An 18,370-nucleotide genomic window follows, 5' to 3' on the forward strand; every position below is an offset into this window, starting at 1 on the left:
AAAGGCGCGTCTGGCGGGAGAATGGGGGGCTGCACGTGTCCGCGAGGGAACGATTGAAGGGAACTTGTAGGCTGGATTGTACAGGGAGTGTCCAACCCAGCCTGCGCCATGCGCCTCTTTCGTGGCTTCAGCTTGCGCCGTTGAGCATCTTTTGTGCTTCGCCGCTCGAAAGCGCGTAGCCATAGAAGCGTCGATAAAACTGCTGCGTCTGCGCGAGCATCGATTCCGCCGGTTCGCCCGCGAACGCTTCCGGGTGCAGCGTGCGCGCGGCCCAGCGCACTTCAAGCGCGGCTTCGGGGCCGTAGCGGTCCCAGGGAAACACGCCCGTCGGGTTGCGATAGACGCGGCCGTTGCGCACGGCGTCGAGCGTTTGCCAGAGCGCGCGTTGCGGCGTCGTCTCGATCGAACCCGCATTGGCCGCGAGAATCACCACATCGGGATGCCACGCAAGCACCTGCTCGATCGACACCGGCTTGAGATTGCCGCGCAGACCATCGGCGGCATTGCGCGCGCCGGCCGCCTGAATCCAGCGATCGACGATCGTGTCCGAGCCGTCCACCTTCAGCGGCGCGAGCGAGGCGACGTGGAGCACGCGCGGCGTCGTGCCAGCGCCGTGCGCGGCGATGGCCTGCGCCGTTTCGCTGAGCGTCGATTGCAGATACGCGCGATAGTCGTGCGCGCGCTCGCGGGCGAGCGGCGTGTCGAGCGTCTGCGCCGTGAGGTCGATGCATTGGAGCATCGAATCGTAGTCGTCGAAGCCAACCGGCACAACGTTCAGCCCCAATCGCCGCATGGCGCCGAGAGTCGGGTCGCCGGCGCTGGCGAACACGACATCGGCGTTCAGGCGCAGCAGATCTTCCGCGTTGACGGTTGCGCCCACAACGGCTTGCGCGTGAGCCAGCGCGGGCGCGACGCGAAACATCCACGGCAGCGCCTGCGGCCGCGCGACGGTGGCGACCACGTTGCTGGCCGAACCGAGCATCGTGACCACGGCGTTATGCGCGTACCAGAGATCGGCGATACGGGTTTTCGGCTGCGCCTGCGCGGCGATGGCGCACACGCTCAGTGCGAGCGAGGCGACAAGACGTGAATATCGTGCGAGTGTCATAGATCGAATTCCACCGATGCCGTGATCGTGCGCGGCGCGCCCAGCGATGCGGTGGCGTTGCCCGATCCCGTGTAGCCGTTCAGGCCGCCCGGCACGATATTGGTCCAGTAATGGCGGTTCGTGACGTTATCCACCGAAAGGCGGAACGTGACGGCGCGATCGAAAATATCGGCGAGATAGCCCACGCCCAGATCGAGCGTCGTGTACGAGCCGACCGACCAGTTATTGGCGTTATCGGTTGGCCGCGAACCGACGTAGTGCACGTTGAGATTCGTGAAGAGGCCAGGCACCTGCTCGATCCTGTATTGCATCAGCACATTGAGCGCGAACTCGGGCAGGCCGACGATGCGTTTGCCCTCGGTGCTCGCGTTGCCCGTATCGAACAGGCGCGGATCGAGCCACGTAAAGCCGCCGAACACCGTGAGATCGCGCGTGGCGTTGCCGTCCAGCATCACCTCGATGCCGCGATTGACCTGATTGCCCGCCGTGCCATACGTGCCGTCCGCGAGCGTATAAGCGTACGGGCGCGTAATGCGGAACGCCGCAACCGAAGCATTCATGCGCGCGAGCGCGAGCTTGTAGCCCACTTCCCATTGCTTGCTGCGATACGGATCGAGAATATTGCCCGCGTTGGTCGAGCCCGCGGGCGCGGTATCGCCTTGTTGAAGGCTATCGGCGTAAGTGACGTAAAGGCTCTGGTTTTCGCGCGGCTTGAAAATCAGGCTCGCCGCGCCGGAAAGGCCTTGATTCGCCGATTCGCTGGTCTGCACGCCCTTGACGTTGTAGTTGTGCGTCGAGAGCCAGCTCTGGCTGCCCGCGAGCAGCACCGACCAATGCGGCGAGAAGCGGATATTGTCGCTGGCATTGAACGACTGCTGCGTGCTTTGCGCCGATTGATATCGACGCTCGAAATCCGGCGCGCCCGTCACGGCGAACGATTGCGGATTCGCCAGGCTCGCGCTGCCGAGCGTCGTGGTGCCGCCCGCGACCGGGTTGAAGTTGTCCCACACGAAGCCGCTGGTGCCCAGGCTGATGTCGTGCTGCACGCTGCCCGTTTCGACATGGCCGCGCAGATAGAGCAGGTTGCTCGTGATGGTGAAGCGGCTCGCGGTGGCGGTCGAGATCGTGGTCTTGTAGGTGCCGTCGGTGGCGATCGTGTTGGTGGGCGTGGTCGATTCGCGATCGGCGATCTGGCGCAGCACGGCCGCTTCCAGATGCCAGTTTGGCGAGAAGTCGTGTTTCAGGCGCACCGAGCCGGTGTCGGTGGTGTCGTCGTTGCCGCCGTTGGACGAACCCCAGACCGGATTGGTGGGATCGAGCGCGGCCGGAAAATGCGCGCCGCTCGCCAGCGCGAAGGTCGCCGGAAAGCCCTTGGTGACGTAGTGATAGTGGCTGAAGTTCGTCTCCAGCACCGTGTCGCGCGAGAGATGAAAATCGAACGCCACGCTCGCGAGCTGGCGGCGCAGCGAACTATGGTCCGTATAACCGGTGCCGGTTTCGTCGAGCAGCGTCAGGCGATAGCCGATCGCCTTCGACGGTCCCACGCGATCGGACACGTCGAGGCCGCGCGTAAAGCGCGTCTGCGTGCCGTAGCCGAGCGTGAAGTGGAGCTGGCGGTCGTCGGTGGGACGCTTCTGGATGAAGTTGAAGGTGCCCGCCGGATTGGCCGGGCCGTACAGCGCGCCCGCCAGACCGTTCATGACTTCGATGCGGTCGAATTCTTCGAGCGGATAGTCGGTGGTGGACACCACGTTGAGTCCGTCGATGCGGCTGTTCTGCACCACGCTGCCCTGAATGCCGCGCGATTGCGGGCGCGCGCCGTCGCCTTGCACCGAAGGCAGCAGGCGCAGCGCATCGGCGATACTTTTCAGTTGCTGATCCGCGATCACTTCCTGGTTCACCACGTTGACCGTGTAGGGCGTGTCCACGCGCTTGAGCGTGCCGAGCGGACCGAGCGTGGCGGTGTCGCTGCGCGGGGAATCGGCGCTATCCGCGCTCGCGCTGGCGGTGACGGCGACCGTGGGCAGCGTGGTCGTCTTGCCGGTTTTCCGGTTTTTATCGACGGAATTGTTCGCGGAATTATTTGTGGCATTGGTCGTGGCAGAAGCGGGCGGCGTGCTCTGCGCGCGGGCGGTCTGCGCCGCTGCAAAAGCGCACGCGGCTGCGAACGCTACAGCGGCGCAGCGCGACGGATGGCGATGGGTCATCGGGTGTTCGAAGGCGGGAGTGGGGAGGCTGGAATCACGGTAGAAGCGGTGCGCGCGCGGAAAAAGCGCTGACCGTCGATGTCGAGCTGTTCGACCGGCGCGCGATACAGCGCACTCACGGTCTGCGCATCGAGCACCTCGCGCGGCGGGCCATCGGCGACGATGCGGCCGCCGTCGAGCAGCGCCACGCGCGTGGAGAGATTGCAGGCGTCGTCGGGACGGTGATTCGTGTTGACGATCGCGTAGCCGCTCGCCGCGAGCGCGGCCAGGCGCTCCAGCAGACGCAGATGCTGGCCATAGTCGAGGCCCGCGAACGGCTCGTCGAGCAGCAGGATGCGTGCGCCTTGCGCCAGCGCGCGGGCGAGCATCACGCGTTGACGCTCGCCGCCCGAAAGCGCGCCGTAGTCGCGCTGCGCGAGATGCGCGATCTGCATATCGTCGATGGCAGCGGCCACGATCTCGCGATCCTGCCTGCGAGGCGCGCGCATCAGACCGCGATGCGGCAGGCGCCCGAGCATCACGATCTGCTCGACGGTATAGGGAAATTGCGGCGTGTGGTGCTGCGGCACCCACGCGACGTGCTGCGCGATGGTGCGGCGCGCGTGACGCTGCAGCGGCTGGCCATGCAGTTCGACTTCGCCTGCTGTGGGCGCAAGAAGGCCGAGCAGCACACGCAGCAAGGTGCTCTTGCCCGCGCCATTCACGCCGAGCAGCGAAACCAGTTCGCCTGCGCGCACGCCGAAACTCACGCCGTCGAGCACGCAGGCGTGGGCGCGCTGCACCACGATATCGCGGCAGCCGAGCGAGACGGGCGTGCTCATGCGCTCAGTTTCCATCGCGACGCAGCGTGCGCAGCACGGCTACGAAGGCCACCGCGCCGCCCAGTTCGGTGATGATGCCCAGCGGAATTTCGGCGCTTGCCACGCTGCGCGCGCAGGTATCGGCGAGCATCAGCGCGATGGCGCCCACGAGCGCGCTCATCGGCAGGACGAAGCGATTGGATGCGCCCACGAGCGGACGCACGAGATTGGGCACCAGCAAGCCAATCCAGCCGATCATGCCGGCCAGTGCCACCGTCAGCGCGCACACGAAGGTGGCGAGCGCCATGACGCCGAGGCGGATGGCGCTCACGGGCACGCCCAGGCTGCGCGCTTCGTCGTCGCTGAGCGTGAGCGCGTCGATCAGCGGAGCGGCCGCGCACAGCAACACGGTGCCGATCGCGAGCGGCGCGCCCGCCCACGCGAGATCGTGCCAGCCCACCTGCGCGAGCGAGCCGAGCAGCCAGTACACGATCGCAGGCAACTGGTTGAGCGGGTCCGCCACGTATTTGAGCAGCGAAACCAGCGCGGAAAAGAGCGCATTGCTCACCAGCCCGCCGAGCAGCAGCGTGAGCACACTGCCGCGTTCGCCGCGCGCTTGCGCAATGCCGCCGATCAACGCCGCCGCGCCCACGCCCACCATCATCGCGACGATGCCGCCCGCGAACGCGCCCGCCTCGATCAAGGCCGCGTGCGTGCTGCCGCTGCCCGCGACGATCGCAAGCGCCGCACCAAATGCGGCGCCGCCCAGCACGCCCAGCAGCCCCGGCGAAACCAGCGGATTGCGAAACACCGCCTGATAGGTGGCGCCCGACGTGCAAAGCGCCGCGCCGATCAACGCGGCGGCCACCAGACGCGGCAGACGCGCTTGCATGACGACGGCGTGCAGCAACGCGCCATGCGCGCTATCGGCTGGCGCCGCGTGCAGATGCAGGGCGCTCAGTAGCGTCAGCGCGACCTGCGCGGGCGCGAGCGGCAAGCGTCCGGCGCACAGCCCCAGCCATGCAACCAACGGCACGCCCGCAAGCGCGACCCACAATGCAATCACCGCACGCGAACGACCGCGCGGCCTGGCTGATTGAAAAGCGAATTGAACGAAAGATTGAAGCTTCGATATCGGCATTGCGATGCGAGAAACGACGCAGCGCGCGACGCTTCTCTCTGGATTCGGCAAAAGCCGTGCATAAAAGGACAATGCGACGACCGCTGCCGCTCGCAATTTCGAAATATCTTACCGGATATATCGATTTTGAAACGACACGAAAAGGCTGCGACAAATCAGCGCGCCGATAATCGAAGTTCTTTAAATTGACCGGTTATTGTGTGCAAACCGAGCGCGTGATCGCCGGAAATTCCGATGCACCGGGATGGCTCATGACATAACTGCAGCGCGATGCCGAAACTTCAGCGCGATCGGAAGGCGCGGAAGGATACGAGTCTTTTTCGTCGGCGGCGGTGGTGCCGTTAAGCCATGCGCGATAAAGCTGGGCTTTCACCTGAATGGGCGCGACGCCGTGGCGTCCGGCGACTTCTGCGGCCGCGTGCGCCGATAGCGACGTGAATGCCGGCAATGCGGCGGCTAGCGAAAAGAGGCAAAGGGCGAAAGTGCGTTTCATGGACGTATCCCTGTTCGATGAGCAATCAAGGCGATATGGAGCGGATTTATTTTTGCTTCACGACCGTCATTCGTCGATCCGCAAAGAGGATTTTGACGACGCGCCACGACAGCGTCATTGCTGGAGAATTAAACTTTATTTAGCGCCATTTTCTGGATGGACGTGTTGTTTCACGAAACTAAATAAATTTTCATGTTTGGATATAAGTGGTTTGCGATACTGGGCGCGAACGCGGGGAAATACGATGAAAATGAGTCTCTGGCGCAGCACGACATTCCGGCTGCTCATGATCTATGCGCTGGTGTTCTCGGCGTCGATGTCCGCGCTCGTCTATCTGAATTACTGGCAATCCGCCTCCTATACCGCACGCGAGGCCGACTACAACATCAACTGGCAGTTCGCGTATTTTTCGGCGCTCGCGCCTTCGCAGGTGCCGGCCGCACTGGAGGCGCATATCCGCAGCCAGATCCAGCGCCCGGTGAACTTCTACGGCCTGTTTTCACCCGATAAACGCTGGCTGGCGGGCGATATCGGCCGCATGCCGCATCATCTTGCGCAGAACGACGTCGGGGTCTGGGACCGGCCGCTTTTGATCGGCGCGACGCTGCATCCGCAGTATCTGCGCACGCGCGTCACGCGCCTGCCGGACGGCAATCTGCTGGTGGTGTCGCGCGACGTCGGCGAAATGGCGCGGCTGCGCGAGACCATGCTGGGTGGCCTTGCCGGCAGCGCGGTGCTGGTGATGCTGGGCGGTCTGGGCGTGGGCGTGCTGGTGTCCACGGCGCAATTGCGCCGCGTGAAGGCGGTGCGCCATGTGGCGCAGCAGATCGCGGCGGGCGACCTGGACGCGCGTTTGCCCGAGGGCGGCCGCGATGAAATCAGCTGGCTTTCGCAGATCGTCAATCACATGCTCGACGAAGTCTCGCGCCTGATGCACGAGGTCAAGGGCGCCTGCGACGGCATCGCGCACGATCTGCGCACGCCGCTCGTGCGGGTGCGCGCGCATCTGGCGCGCGTGCCGCTGGAGCGGCTGGAAGGCGAGCACGCGCAACTCGTCGATCAGGCCACGCATGGCGTGAACGATGTGCTGCGGCGCTTCTCCGCGATGCTGCGGATTTCGGAGATCGAGGCGATGCGGCGGCGCGCGGGTTTCGGCGATGTCGCGCTCGATGTGCTGTGCGCCGAAGTCGCCGATCTTTATCAGCCGCTCGCCGCGGAAAAGCAGATCGATCTCGCGCTGCAACTGGAGCGCGTGCCCATCGTGCGCGCCGACTACGCGCTGCTGTTCGAAGCGCTCGCGAACCTGCTCGACAATGCCATCAAGTTCACGCCGCCGGGCGGCCGCGTCGGTTTGCAGGTGGCGATGGGGCCGCAAGGGCCGAGCGTGCACGTGAGCGACAACGGTCCCGGCATTGCGGAAGCGGAGCGCCTGGCGGTGTTCCAGCGCTTTTATCGCAGCGAGCGCACGCGCGAGGCGCCGGGTTCGGGGCTGGGGTTGTCGCTGGTGCAGGCGGTGATGCGGATGCACGGTTTCGGCCTGGCGCTGGCGCAGGAACGGCCCGGCTTGCGGGTGACGCTCGATTGCTGGGCCTATGCGGCGTCGCGGGCGCGGGAGCCGGACCTGAAAGAGGCAATCTGACGAAGGCGATGAGCGGCGCATCAGAACTGCACATCCGGCCCTCAAGCCCGGCGCGATTATTGCCGTTATCGCAATCATCGCAACGACTATCCGGCGTTCGCCGGTCCCGGCAGCATGCGCAATATTACGGTTCGAGCCAGCCTGCTGGCGCTCCTCGTGGTTTTCTCGACGATGATTCTGCTCGGCGGCCTGGTCGGCGTCATTGCACTTCATAGCGCCAATACCAATACCCAGTCGTTACGCGAAATGGCGCGCCAGACGATTCTCGTCAACGATGCTTACAAGGACACCGCGCGCACGCGCTCGGCGCTGATGCGTGCCTACACCGCGCTCAAGGAGCGCAACGACACGGCCACGCGCGATTCCGCGCTCAAGAGCGCGCAGCGCACGCTCGATCTTTCGGCGAGCGAGACGCAGGCGTTCCAGAAGGCCGCGCCGTTCGACGGCATGAACACGGCGCTCAAGGCGCAACTGGTCGACTCGGCGGCGCAGCTGGCGGCCAGCCTCGAACACGCGCGCGACGCGCTCGCAAACGGCGATACCTCGGCTTACGCGACGCTCAACGACAGCGCGATCACCACGTCGGGCCAGGGCTATTCGGCGAGCGTCGAGAAATTCCAGCAGCTTGCCAACCAGCTTTCCGAAGCAGCGCTTGCGAGCGGCAATACGCAGTATCAGTGGATCGTCGGCATGGTGGTGCTGGGCGTGGGCATCGCGCTGGTGCTGATCGTGGCCTCGCATTTCGCGCTGCGCCGCGTGGTTTCAGCGCCGCTCGCGCAGGCCGCCGACGTGCTCGACCGCATCGCCTCGAACGATCTGACCGTGCGCGTGCCGCCCGCGAGCCGCAGCGAAATCGGCCTGCTGTTCGCGGCGATGCAGCGCATGCAGTCGGGCCTCACGCAGACGGTTTCGGGCGTGCGCGATAGCTGCGAAGCGATTCACACGGCCGCGCGCGAAATCGCGGCGGGCAACCTGGATCTGTCGAGCCGTACCGAGGAACAATCGGCTTCGCTCGAAGAAACCGCCGCGAGCATGGAGCAACTGACTTCGACGGTACGCCAGAACGCCGAGCATGCGCGCGAAGCGAGTTCGCTGGCGGGCGGCGCGGCCGATCTCGCGCAGCAGGGCGGCGACGTGGTCAATCGGGCCGTGCGCACGATGGCCGATATCAGCGCAAGCTCGAAGAAGATCGCGGAAATCACCGGCATCATCGACAGCATCGCGTTCCAGACCAATATTCTCGCGCTCAACGCGGCCGTTGAAGCGGCGCGTGCTGGCGAAGAAGGTCGTGGTTTTGCCGTGGTGGCGGGCGAAGTGCGCACGCTGGCGCAGCGTAGCGCGGGCGCGGCGCGCGAGATCAAGGATCTGATCGGCCTGTCGATCGAGCATGTGCAGAACGGCAATGCGCTGGTTTCGCAGGCGGGCGACACGATGGGGCAGATCGTCGGCGCGGTGCGCAATGTGGCGACGCTGATGGGCGAAATCACCACGGCTACCACCGAGCAAAGCGATGGCATCGAGCAGGTCGGCCATGCGGTGAGCCAGATGGATCAGGTGACGCAGCAGAACGCGGCGCTGGTGGAAGAAGCGGCTGCGGCGGCGGGCGCGCTCGAGGCGCAGTCGCAGCGCATGCGCGAGGCGGTGTCGGTGTTCCGTCTCGCGCATGCTTGAAAGCTGATGGCGGGTTGACCGGCGTTACTTCGGGATCACGAAAAGCAGCGCCGCGAACACCGCATAGAGCCAGCCCACGTGCGTGAGCTGGCGGCTCCTGACCTGCGGCGCGCGGAACGACCACTGCAGGAACAGGATCGCGATCATCGTCATCACGGCGGCGAGAATCGACGGCGAGGCGAGGTGCCAGGGCGTAAAGAACAGGCCGAAGGCGGTGGGAATGGTCGCCTGGATCATCATCGCGCCGCTGATGTTGGCCAGCGCCAGACGCTCCTTGCCCTGACGCACCCAGATGATCGCATTCATGATTTCGGGCAGTTCGGTGGCGATCGGGCTAAAGAGCAGCGCGGTCAACTGCGGGCTCAAGCCGAGCCACGGTCCCACGGCGCTGATCTGCTGCACGAACAGGTGCGAGGCGAAAAAGATCACCACGAGCGCGCCCAGCGTCTGCGCGAGAATCCACACCATCGCCGGATTGGCGTCGCGCGGGCGCAGCTTGAGCGGTTCGAGATCGCCGCCTTCCTCGTCGTGCTCGCCGCCGTCGTCGCTCAATTCCTTCCAGCAATAGACCGCATAGGCCGCGAGAAACGCGATGCCGAGCAGCGGCTTGAACTGGAACAGCACCAGACCCAGACCGATCTTGGCGACGAAAATCGCCAGAAACCAGAGCTGATCGCGGCGCAGGCGGCGTGTGTCGGCGTCTACCAGGCCGGCGCGCGCGCGGCCCGCACGCGCGGCGGTCGCGAGCAGCGCCACGCCCACCACGGCATAGGCCACGGTGCTCAGCGCCAGCGGGCCGCCAATCGCGGCGCCGATGCCGATTTCCTTGTGCGCGGCATCGCCGCCGAAGGCCACGGCCACGAGCGTGACGACGCTTTCAGGCAAGGCGGTGCCGAACGCGGCGAGAATCGTACCGGTGGCGGTCTGCGTGATATTGAGCTTCTGGCCGAGCCATTCGACACCGTTGACGAAGGTTTCGCAGGACAGATAGATGATGCCGGCCGCGGCAATGAGCAGGGCGAACGTCCAGATCATGACGAACGCTCCGTGGCGAGGATGCGGGAATCGAGGGACATTATTGTAGTGATATTCCACGGGCCGGACGGTAGGACCAATGACGCAATCCCCCCGCCCAGCCCGGGTGTGGAGGATGACGTCATAGGTCTCGTCAGGCCGAAGAACGGCTGCCGGCGCCATGGCAAATCTGCCAATTATGTTGACGACGGCGCCCCGCGCGTTGCGCGCAAGGCAGACTACTCCCCTAAGACCCGCGCATTATAGCGCATCAATGTGACGCCGCCGAGTCCCGGCAGCGGCATCCCGCCTTGCGGGCGCGGCCCAAAGCAAAACGCGCAAGGCGCCTTGTGGGCACCCTGCGCGTCATGAGCGGCGCGCCGTCCAGCGCGCGCCGCGATGCGGACCGGCGAGGTATTCGTCCGATCAGAAGTGGTGGCGCACGCCGATCATCGCCATCGCCTGCTTGTTGGTCGATGCGTCGTTGCCGAAGTCGCCGAACGATGCCGTGGCGTTCACGAGCGCGCCCGAATCGGCGTCGATCGTGCGGCCCGAGGCCTTCTGGTAGCCCGCGAGCACGTAGATGTCGGTGCGCTTCGAGAGGAAGTAGTCGCCGCCCAGCGTGACCTGGTTGTAGCTGGCGTTCACGCCATTGCCGCTGCCCTTGGTGTAGTTGTAGCCGAAGCCCAGCAGCGCCATCGGCGTGACCTGGTAGTTCAGGAAGAACTGTCCGGTGTTGAACTTCGTGTCGCTGTTCGCGCCATACGCGCTCTGGTAGTTCGCGTAGTCGACATTGCTGTAGCTCACGCCGACCTCGAACGGACCGTAGTTGTAGTTACCCACGGCTCGGATGATCTGCAGCGAATTCGCCGAAACAAAGCCGCCCGAAATTGCTGAGGAATCCACATCGACCGTGCTGTTCGGGCTCAGGCCGTCGAACGACGACGTCGTGCCGCTGTTGCTGTTGGCCTTGAAGTAACCCGCGCCGAAGCCGAACGGACCATGGTTGTACGCCGCCGCCACGGCCCACGTCTGACCCGCGCCCGTGCTGCCCGCCTGACCGCCGAACGCGTACATGGCGCTGATCTGCAGGCCTGCGTAGTTCGGGCTCGTGTACTTGATCGAGTTGTTGGTGCGGTAGCTGTTGTCGTAGTTGTCGATGTCGCCAGGCGTTGCGAATGCGGAGCCGAAGTTGACGTCGTCGGTCATCGGCTGCAGCAGGTCGATCAGCGGATCGTACTGGCGACCGAGCGTGACCGTGCCGCCCGTGGTCGAGTTCAGGCCCACCATCGCGGTACGGCCGAACATGCGGCTGCCCTGGCCCTGCTTGCCGTTATCGATATTGAAACCGCTTTCGAGCTTGAAGATCGCCGACAGACCGCTGCCCAGATCTTCCGTGCCCTTCAAACCCCAGAGGTTCGGCGAGACGTTGCCCGACATCATCTGGAACGTGTTGCCCGACCCGTTCTTGCCGGCCTGGTTGCCGAAGAAGGCCACCGAGGTGTCGAGTGCGCCGTAGAGCGTGACGCTGCTTTGTGCATGAGCGACAGAGGCGATCGATGCCAGTGTGGCCGCGAGAGCGAGTGCGGTTTTTTTCATTGATGGATATTCATTAAAAAGTTGCGTGAGAGAGCATTCGCTTCATGAAACCGAATCGCGGCGGCGGAGGCACGCCAGCCGTGTTCAGGGGGCGATTATGCGTAACGCACTACCGTGGTGAATTCGAAAAGCTGAAAGACTGAGTTTCAGAAAACGCAGTGCGGCGTAGCGACCGTCTGGACGGAGCTGCAAGCGCGCTCAACGCGAAGGTGTTGTTTTTTTGCGGCTATTTGCAGGGGCTTTGTGGCGATGCCGCAGCGAAGGAACCTCGCGCGAGGTGCATCGACAAGCCAACCGAAAGCCGTAGATCGCGAATCAAATCGATGAACGACGCTCAGGATACTTGAGCGTATCGGCTGCGATCCGGCGTTTATCGAATCGCGCAGTGTGCATGAGCACACGCTTAAACATTTCTTCATTTTCCTGCGGATATTCGCGCAGGTTCACGCCTCTATCCTTGCCGCATGAATTGATCAACGGCGTCAGCCACGTGGCTGGAAAGGAGCTTGAAATGAAGAAGAGTTTGAGTGGCGCGCTTGTCGTCCTGCTGGTTTCGATGTCGACGCTCGCGCATGCACAAGGCACGCCTGGCGATGGGCAGACGATGGGCCAGGCGGCTTCGGCAACGGTATCGACATCGGCGCCTGCAGCGGCAAACACGCAATGGAACAACGACGGCAGCGCGCACATCACGCGTGCCCAGGTGTACCGCGAACTCGTGCAGGCGCAGCAGGACGGCCAGCTCAAGACGCTCAATAGCACGGTCTACGCGCATCACTGACGTATCGCCGATACGTCATCGAACGCAACGTCACGCCGGCCTGGCCGCGCGGCGTGACGGACTCTCGCATCGCGGCCAGATATCCGAGTTTCCGATCCCATGAAATCACGCATTGTCACTTACATCGTGCGCGCGGCGCTATGCGTCGCGGCCACGGCGGCCATGTCCGGCTGCGCCAATCTGCATCCGCAACCGAATGGTCCTGGCGACTGCGTCGGGCCGCCGGATTATTGCGTGCCGTTCTTCGGCTCGTAATTTCAGGCAGGGCCAGGCGCGCGGCGTTGGCACTTCGCGCGCCGCGCGCATAATACGCATCGACCGACAAGCGATGCGAGCAAGCCCATGCAGAACACCTCTCCCAGCGATCGCGCGATCCTCGATTCGTGGCATCGCAATGCCGCGCCGTGGATCGACGCCGTGCGCGGCGGCCTGATCGCCAGCCGCAAGCTCGCAACCGACGCCGCCATTGTGCAGGCGATTCTGGCTTGCGCGCCGCGCACGGTGATCGATCTGGGTTGCGGAGAGGGTTGGCTAGGCTGCGAACTCATGCGGCGCGGTATCGACGTCACGGGCGTGGATGCCGTGCCCGAGTTGATCGAGGCAGCGCGTGCCGCGGGCCTCACGAATACCCGTTTGCTTTCCTATGAAGACATCGCGCGAGGGCAGCTTGCCCAGCGCGCCGATGTCGTCGTCTGCAATTTCTCGCTGCTCGGCGCGCAATGCGTGGACGATCTGATCCGCAGCGTGCCGTCGCTGCTGGAAGACGGCGGCACGTTCATCGTGCAGACCTTGCATCCGCTGATGACCTGCGGCGATCAGCCTTATGCCGATGGCTGGCGCGCGGGCGCGTGGGCCGGTATAAACGGCGCGTTTCACGACGCGCCGCCGTGGTACTTCCGCACGCTGGAAAGCTGGATCGCGCTGATTCACGCGGGCAATCTGACGCTGCGCGCCTTGCGCGAGCCGGTCGATCCGCGTAGCGCAAAGCCGGCTTCTTTGATGCTGATCGCGCAGGCCGCTTAGCAGGCCGCTCATTGAGCAAGCGCTGGCGCTACGCCTTCGGTCGCTTCGTGCTTCGCTGCCTGGCGCACGTGAGTCAGGTCGATCAGTTCGCCGGATTTGCCGTCGGTGGACGGCAATTTCGGAATCGTATCGTCTTTCATCAGCCAGTTATCCGATTGATAGCTGTTCGAGCGCGCCTGCATATAACCGTAGCGGTCGGACGCAATCGCCTGCAGCATCGCACCGTCCTTCACGATCACAGGCCGCAGGAAAATCAGCAGATCCTTCTTTTCGCGGCTCTTGGTTTCATGCCTGAATAGCGCGCCAATCACGGGGATTTTCGAAATCCACGGCGTGCGCGTATTGCCGTTCGTATAGTTATCGCTGATCAGCCCGCCGAGCGCGACGATCTGGCCGTCATCCGCGAGAATGGTGGTCTGCAGCGAGCGCTTGTCGATGGTGAAGCCGCCCGATTGCGTGGAGGTATCGCTTTCGACGCTCGAATCTTCCGAATAGACCTGCATCGTGATGGTGCCGCCCTGATTGATCTGCGGCTTCACATTCAGAATCACGCCCACGTCCGTGCGGCTATAAGTATTGAATGCATTCGCGGCGGAAGAACTCGACGAACTGGTCGAATAGGAACCCGATTCGATCGGCACATTGCTGCCCACCAGAATGCGCGCCTCGTGATTGTCGAGCGTGACGAGGCTGGGCGTGGACAGCACGTTCACATCGGAATTCGTCTGCAGCGCGCGAAACAGGCCCTTGGTGCCGAGAATATTGCCGAAGCCCGCCACTACGCCCACGTCCGTCGTGCTTTCGGCGAGCGATTCGAGGCCCGTCGTCGTCATCCATTCGATGCCGAATTCGCCGTCTTTCTCGGAGGTGACTTCCATGATCAGGCCTTCGATATAGACCTGCACCTTGCGCTGATCGAGGCGCGCGATCACCGTGCTGAGATTCCTGAAAACAGGCTCCGGCGCGGTGATGATCAATGAGTTCGTGGAGGTGTCCGCGACGATTTCGCCCGAGCCCTTGTCGTCCTGATCGTCGCCGGAATGCGATTGGCCCGAGCCGCTGCCCGAAGCGCTGCTGGAACTGGAAGACGTCGAGCTTTTCGTCGAACTGTCCGAGCCGCTCGGCAGCGGCGGCAGCGAGCCATTGCTGTTGGGCAAGCCCGACGAGCTTTGCGAACTTGCGCCCAGCACGGCGCTGGCGAGCGAATCGCCGCTGCCGCTCGACTGGCCCAGAATGCTGCGCAGCGTCTTGGCGAGTTCGGTGGCGTCCGCGTTGCGCAAGGTGACGATGTGGATATTGCCGGGCGCGCGCGTGGGCGTGTCGAGCTTGATGATCAACTGCTGCGCTTCGTCGAGCCGGGCCGCGCTGCTCGAACGCAGAATGATGGCGTTGCTGCGCGTATCCGCGGTGGCGACCACTTTTTGCGTCGGATCGCTATTGCCGATGCCGCTCAGATCCAGCACCTTGGCGGCCTGCTGCGCGATATCGGTGGCGTCGGCGAAATTGAGTTGCACAACCGCGATATGCGGCGCCGAAGCTGCTTCCATGCCGGCAATGACCGCCGCGATTCTCTGTACGTTGTCGGCGTAGTCGGTGACGACCAGCGTGTTGTTGCTGGCGTTCGCCGTGACCGTATTGTTCGGCGAAATGAGTTGCCGCAACACCGGTTGCAACGTGGCGGCCGATTCGCGATGAAGCTGGAAGACCTGCGTGATGATCTGGTCGCCGCGCGCGACGGGCTGATTGCCTACGTACGTGGGCACGCCCTGATTCTTTGCATCGGCTTCGGGCACGACCTTGAGTACGCCGTGATCCTGCAGCAGCGAAAAGCCGCGCATGCGCAAGGCGGATTGCAGCGTCTTGAGCGCAACGTCTTCAGGCACGGGATCGGCCGAAATCAGGTCGATCTGGCCTTTGACGCGCGGGTCGACGATGATGGTCTTTCCCGTTGCTTCGCCAATCGCGTGCGCCACCGTGCCGATATCCGCATGGGCGAAGTTCATCACCACGGCGGCCGCAGCCACTTGCGCAGTCGAGGCGAGCAAGGCGCCAACCGCGAGCAGCGTCGCCTTGTTGACCAGACGTGGGACCGAGCGTGGGATCAGGCGCTGGGTCAGACGCGCGGGCGGAACCGGAACCGATGTTCCACGTTGTAATTCGTTCATTATTGCGTTGGCTGTGCGGGACGACATGGCTCGCCGGAAAGCGGGTAGCGAGCCGGAATGAATGGATTCAATAGCAGAGCGAAACGATCGGTTCGGCGTCTATGGAGCGCAACGCGCCGTGCTCGAACCTTGAATGGGTAGACCGGAGTGATCGACAGAATCCGCTGGTTTCGCTAAAGCGTCGAAGTCTATTTTTTAATGAAGGCGCGCGAATGACGTGCGCCGGATTCTTCATTATCAATTCTTTCCTTGAAGCGTCTCTTATCGTTATTAATCATGGTTGTAGCGGAAAGCAGGGATAGGAACGGTAATGAAAATCTCAATCGGCAATGACGATTTCGAACGACCAGCATCGCTCGAATACTGGCCGTCGCGCTTTCAGATTGCTTAATGGCAATCGGGCGGCGGACCGTCAGGCGGCGGCCCATCAGGATGATGCGGGGGCGCCGAACCATTGAATTGAGGCGGCGGCGTATCGCCCGACTGTGCATGAGCAGGCGGCGGACCGGGCGGCGGGCCGCCGCAAGGCGGGCGCGGCGGCTTGCCCGAGGCCGTATCGGGGCCGCCGTCGTACTGCTGGGCCAGCGCGAGCGACGACGCGCATCCCAGCACGACGAGTGCAAATAAAGCCTTGAATTTCACGATTGACTCCCTCGGCTGCCGGCCGAAGCGGGCGTTGCGGCCATGTTTTTCCGTGGCGCATACGCTGGAGAAAGAATGCCTCGCAGTATTGCGCAAATACGCCGAAGTGTGAGTTTCAGATTATTAATTCGGCATGCGTAGCATTTAAATGGAGTGCGGAAAGATTTGTTAATAAAGAGGAAAGGAACGGAAATGTAGCCAACGTTACGACGTCACATTGCAATTGCATGATTCCGTCGCCTGAGAAAAGCAACGTCATGGCAAAAGCAGGAAAAAACACAAAAACATCAACGTCGATAGAAGGGGATTGTGATGCGTCGTACCGTCTGGACAGCCATCGCGCTGGCCGCCGCTGCAAACTGGCTGGCCGCCTGCGGCAGTAACACGACTAGCACCGTCAGCGCACAGGATGCACTGACCACCACCACGCCGATCAAGCATCTCGTGGTGATTTATGGCGAAAACGAATCGTTCGATCATTACTTCGGGACTTATCCGAATGCGGACAATCCGTCGGGCGAACCGGCATTTACGGCAGCATCGGATACGCCGACCGTCAACGGTCTGACGACCACGCTGCTCACGGACAACCCGAATTCCTATAACGCCACCAACCTGACCATTTCCGGTATCACGGCCGCTTATCTGCAGCCGTTCCGTATCGACCGTGCGCAGGCGAACACCGCGTCGCAGAACCATAACTACAGCCCCGAACAGGAAGCTGAAGACAATGGCGCGATGGACGAATTCGCCTACTACACGGGTAAGGCCACCACCACCGGCTCCGGCGTGTTCGACACGAAGGGCATGGTGATGGGCTACTTCGACGGCAACACCGTCACGGCGATGTGGAACTACGCGCAGCACTTCGCGATGAACGACAACGCGTACACGGGCACGTTCGGCCCGTCCACGCCGGGCGCGCTCGAAGTGATCTCCGGTCAGACCAACGGCGTGACGCTCACGACCGGCACCAGCACCAACAGCACGACGATCTCGGGCGGCACGTCGCTGAGCACCCAGGCGATCGCAGACGGCGCAGACGGCTTCTCGCTGATCGGCGACCTCGACCCGACCAACGACCAGTGCACGATCAACAACGACAGCACCACCACGGTCACGGCGGCGATGAGTTCGTCGAACAAGAATATCGGCGATCTGCTGAATTCGGCGGGCATTACGTGGGGCGGCTTCATGGGCGGCTTCAACCTGTCCACGACCAATGCCAACGGCACGACGGGCTGCAGCCGCAGCACGTATTCGTCGGTGCTGAATTCGAGCGTAGTGGACTACGTGCCGCACCACGCGTGGTTCCAGTACTACACGACCACGTCGAACCCGGCCCACACGCGCCCGACTTCGACCGCCTATATCGGCTACACGGAGCCGAAGGACAGCACTTCCACGCCGGTCCATCACCAGTACGACGTCAACGACTTCTATACGGCGGTGAAGGCGGGCAATTTCCCGTCCGTGAGCTTCCTGAAGGCGCCGGCGGTTCAGGATGCCCACCCGGGCAATTCGGACCCGCTCGACGAGCAGTCGTTCGTGACCAACGTGGTCAACTTCCTGGAAGAGCAGCCCGACTGGAAGAATACGGCCGTCATCATTGCCTATGACGATTCGGATGGCTGGTACGACCACCAGTACATCACGCCGACGAGCGCTTCGTATGCGACCAACGACTACCTGAACGGCACGAGCACCTGCGGCACGGGCACGGCGCCGGTCGGCGTGACGGGTTCGCCGGTCAACGGTCGTTGCGGTCCGGGTACGCGTACGCCGTTCATCGTGATTTCGCCGTGGGCGAAGAGCAATTACGTGGATAGCACGGCCATCACCCAGGCGTCGATCACGCGCTTTATCGAAGACAACTGGCTGGGCGGCACGCGTATCGGCAGCGGTTCCTTCGATGCATCGGCGGGCAGCATCCTGAACATGTTCAATTTCAGCGGCAGCGGCAATAACTCCGTGCTGTATCTGGATTCGAGCCTCGGGACCAAGCTGTCATCGGCACCGGCCATATCGGTGACCAACTAGCGATGCGCGATTCTTCGCCTGCGCCGCATGGGCAGGCGAAGAACAAT

The 18,370-nt window shown here is 63.3% G+C and carries 16 protein-coding genes and 1 riboswitch; of the genes, 6 read left to right on the forward strand and 10 right to left on the reverse strand.

Annotated elements, in window-relative coordinates; genetic code table 11:
* Positions 1-127: 127 nt before the first annotated feature.
* The 5 genes from U5A67_RS16140 to U5A67_RS16160 all read right to left on the reverse strand — a co-directional run bounded on the left by U5A67_RS16140 (position 128) and on the right by U5A67_RS16160 (position 5,749).
* Positions 128-1,108: an ABC transporter substrate-binding protein gene (locus U5A67_RS16140; protein ID WP_321815394.1), complete on the reverse strand. Its 981-nt coding sequence runs from the start codon at positions 1,106-1,108 to the stop codon at positions 128-130.
* On the reverse strand, positions 1,105-3,315 hold the full coding sequence (locus tag U5A67_RS16145; RefSeq protein WP_321815393.1) for a TonB-dependent siderophore receptor: 2,211 nt from the start codon (positions 3,313-3,315) through the stop codon (positions 1,105-1,107). The genes U5A67_RS16140 and U5A67_RS16145 overlap by 4 nt, the downstream gene beginning before the upstream one ends.
* The gene (locus tag U5A67_RS16150) at positions 3,312-4,136 is read right to left on the reverse strand and encodes an ABC transporter ATP-binding protein (RefSeq protein WP_321815392.1); all 825 of its coding nucleotides are present in this window, start codon (positions 4,134-4,136) and stop codon (positions 3,312-3,314) included. Before U5A67_RS16150 ends, U5A67_RS16145 begins: the two co-directional genes overlap by 4 nt.
* A 4-nt stretch (positions 4,137-4,140) precedes the next feature.
* Positions 4,141-5,172: an iron ABC transporter permease gene (locus tag U5A67_RS16155; RefSeq protein WP_321815391.1), complete on the reverse strand. Its 1,032-nt coding sequence runs from the start codon at positions 5,170-5,172 to the stop codon at positions 4,141-4,143.
* A gap of 277 nt (positions 5,173-5,449) precedes the next feature.
* Positions 5,450-5,749, reverse strand: a complete 300-nt coding sequence (locus U5A67_RS16160; RefSeq protein ID WP_205984540.1) for a hypothetical protein — start codon at positions 5,747-5,749, stop codon at positions 5,450-5,452.
* 244 nt (positions 5,750-5,993) lie between these two features.
* Between U5A67_RS16160 and U5A67_RS16165 the strand changes: the two genes are divergently transcribed.
* Entirely contained in the window at positions 5,994-7,388 is a 1,395-nt protein-coding gene (locus U5A67_RS16165; protein WP_321815390.1) for a HAMP domain-containing sensor histidine kinase, read from the forward strand.
* A gap of 114 nt (positions 7,389-7,502) precedes the next feature.
* Complete coding sequence (locus U5A67_RS16170) at positions 7,503-9,059, forward strand: methyl-accepting chemotaxis protein (protein ID WP_321815389.1); 1,557 nt, start codon at positions 7,503-7,505, stop codon at positions 9,057-9,059.
* 24 nt (positions 9,060-9,083) lie between these two features.
* Here U5A67_RS16170 and U5A67_RS16175 read toward each other — a convergent pair whose 3' ends face one another.
* The 3 genes from U5A67_RS16175 to U5A67_RS16185 all read right to left on the reverse strand — a co-directional run bounded on the left by U5A67_RS16175 (position 9,084) and on the right by U5A67_RS16185 (position 12,119).
* The gene (locus U5A67_RS16175; RefSeq protein ID WP_205984543.1) at positions 9,084-10,094 is read right to left on the reverse strand and encodes a sodium:calcium antiporter; all 1,011 of its coding nucleotides are present in this window, start codon (positions 10,092-10,094) and stop codon (positions 9,084-9,086) included.
* Positions 10,095-10,152: 58 nt separating this feature from the next.
* A riboswitch (yybP-ykoY riboswitch) is annotated at positions 10,153-10,336 on the reverse strand.
* A gap of 163 nt (positions 10,337-10,499) precedes the next feature.
* The gene (locus tag U5A67_RS16180; RefSeq protein WP_205984544.1) at positions 10,500-11,672 is read right to left on the reverse strand and encodes a porin; all 1,173 of its coding nucleotides are present in this window, start codon (positions 11,670-11,672) and stop codon (positions 10,500-10,502) included.
* Between the two features lie 315 nt (positions 11,673-11,987).
* A complete protein-coding gene (locus U5A67_RS16185) occupies positions 11,988-12,119 on the reverse strand; it encodes a hypothetical protein (RefSeq protein WP_277397926.1) in 132 nt (43 codons plus the stop codon).
* A 64-nt stretch (positions 12,120-12,183) separates the two neighbouring features.
* Between U5A67_RS16185 and U5A67_RS16190 the strand changes: the two genes are divergently transcribed.
* From U5A67_RS16190 to U5A67_RS16200, 3 genes are all read left to right on the forward strand, one after another.
* Positions 12,184-12,453 (forward strand): DUF4148 domain-containing protein, encoded by a 270-nt coding sequence (locus tag U5A67_RS16190; RefSeq protein WP_321815388.1) that lies wholly within the window; start codon positions 12,184-12,186, stop codon positions 12,451-12,453.
* Between the two features lie 99 nt (positions 12,454-12,552).
* Positions 12,553-12,708: a hypothetical protein gene (locus U5A67_RS16195; protein WP_205984546.1), complete on the forward strand. Its 156-nt coding sequence runs from the start codon at positions 12,553-12,555 to the stop codon at positions 12,706-12,708.
* A gap of 87 nt (positions 12,709-12,795) precedes the next feature.
* Positions 12,796-13,476, forward strand: a complete 681-nt coding sequence (locus U5A67_RS16200) for a class I SAM-dependent methyltransferase (protein ID WP_321815387.1) — start codon at positions 12,796-12,798, stop codon at positions 13,474-13,476.
* A gap of 8 nt (positions 13,477-13,484) precedes the next feature.
* On the opposite strand, the gene U5A67_RS16205 is transcribed toward U5A67_RS16200, so the two are convergent.
* Positions 13,485-15,641: a secretin N-terminal domain-containing protein gene (locus U5A67_RS16205; RefSeq protein ID WP_321815386.1), complete on the reverse strand. Its 2,157-nt coding sequence runs from the start codon at positions 15,639-15,641 to the stop codon at positions 13,485-13,487.
* A gap of 387 nt (positions 15,642-16,028) precedes the next feature.
* Positions 16,029-16,283: a hypothetical protein gene (locus tag U5A67_RS16210; RefSeq protein WP_321815385.1), complete on the reverse strand. Its 255-nt coding sequence runs from the start codon at positions 16,281-16,283 to the stop codon at positions 16,029-16,031.
* 312 nt (positions 16,284-16,595) lie between these two features.
* On the opposite strand from U5A67_RS16210, the gene U5A67_RS16215 reads away from it, so the two are divergent.
* Complete coding sequence (locus tag U5A67_RS16215) at positions 16,596-18,323, forward strand: phospholipase C (protein WP_205984550.1); 1,728 nt, start codon at positions 16,596-16,598, stop codon at positions 18,321-18,323.
* Positions 18,324-18,370: the final 47 nt, after the last annotated feature.

This window comes from Paraburkholderia sp. J69-1, assembly GCF_905220255.1.
GTDB lineage: Bacteria > Pseudomonadota > Gammaproteobacteria > Burkholderiales > Burkholderiaceae > Paraburkholderia.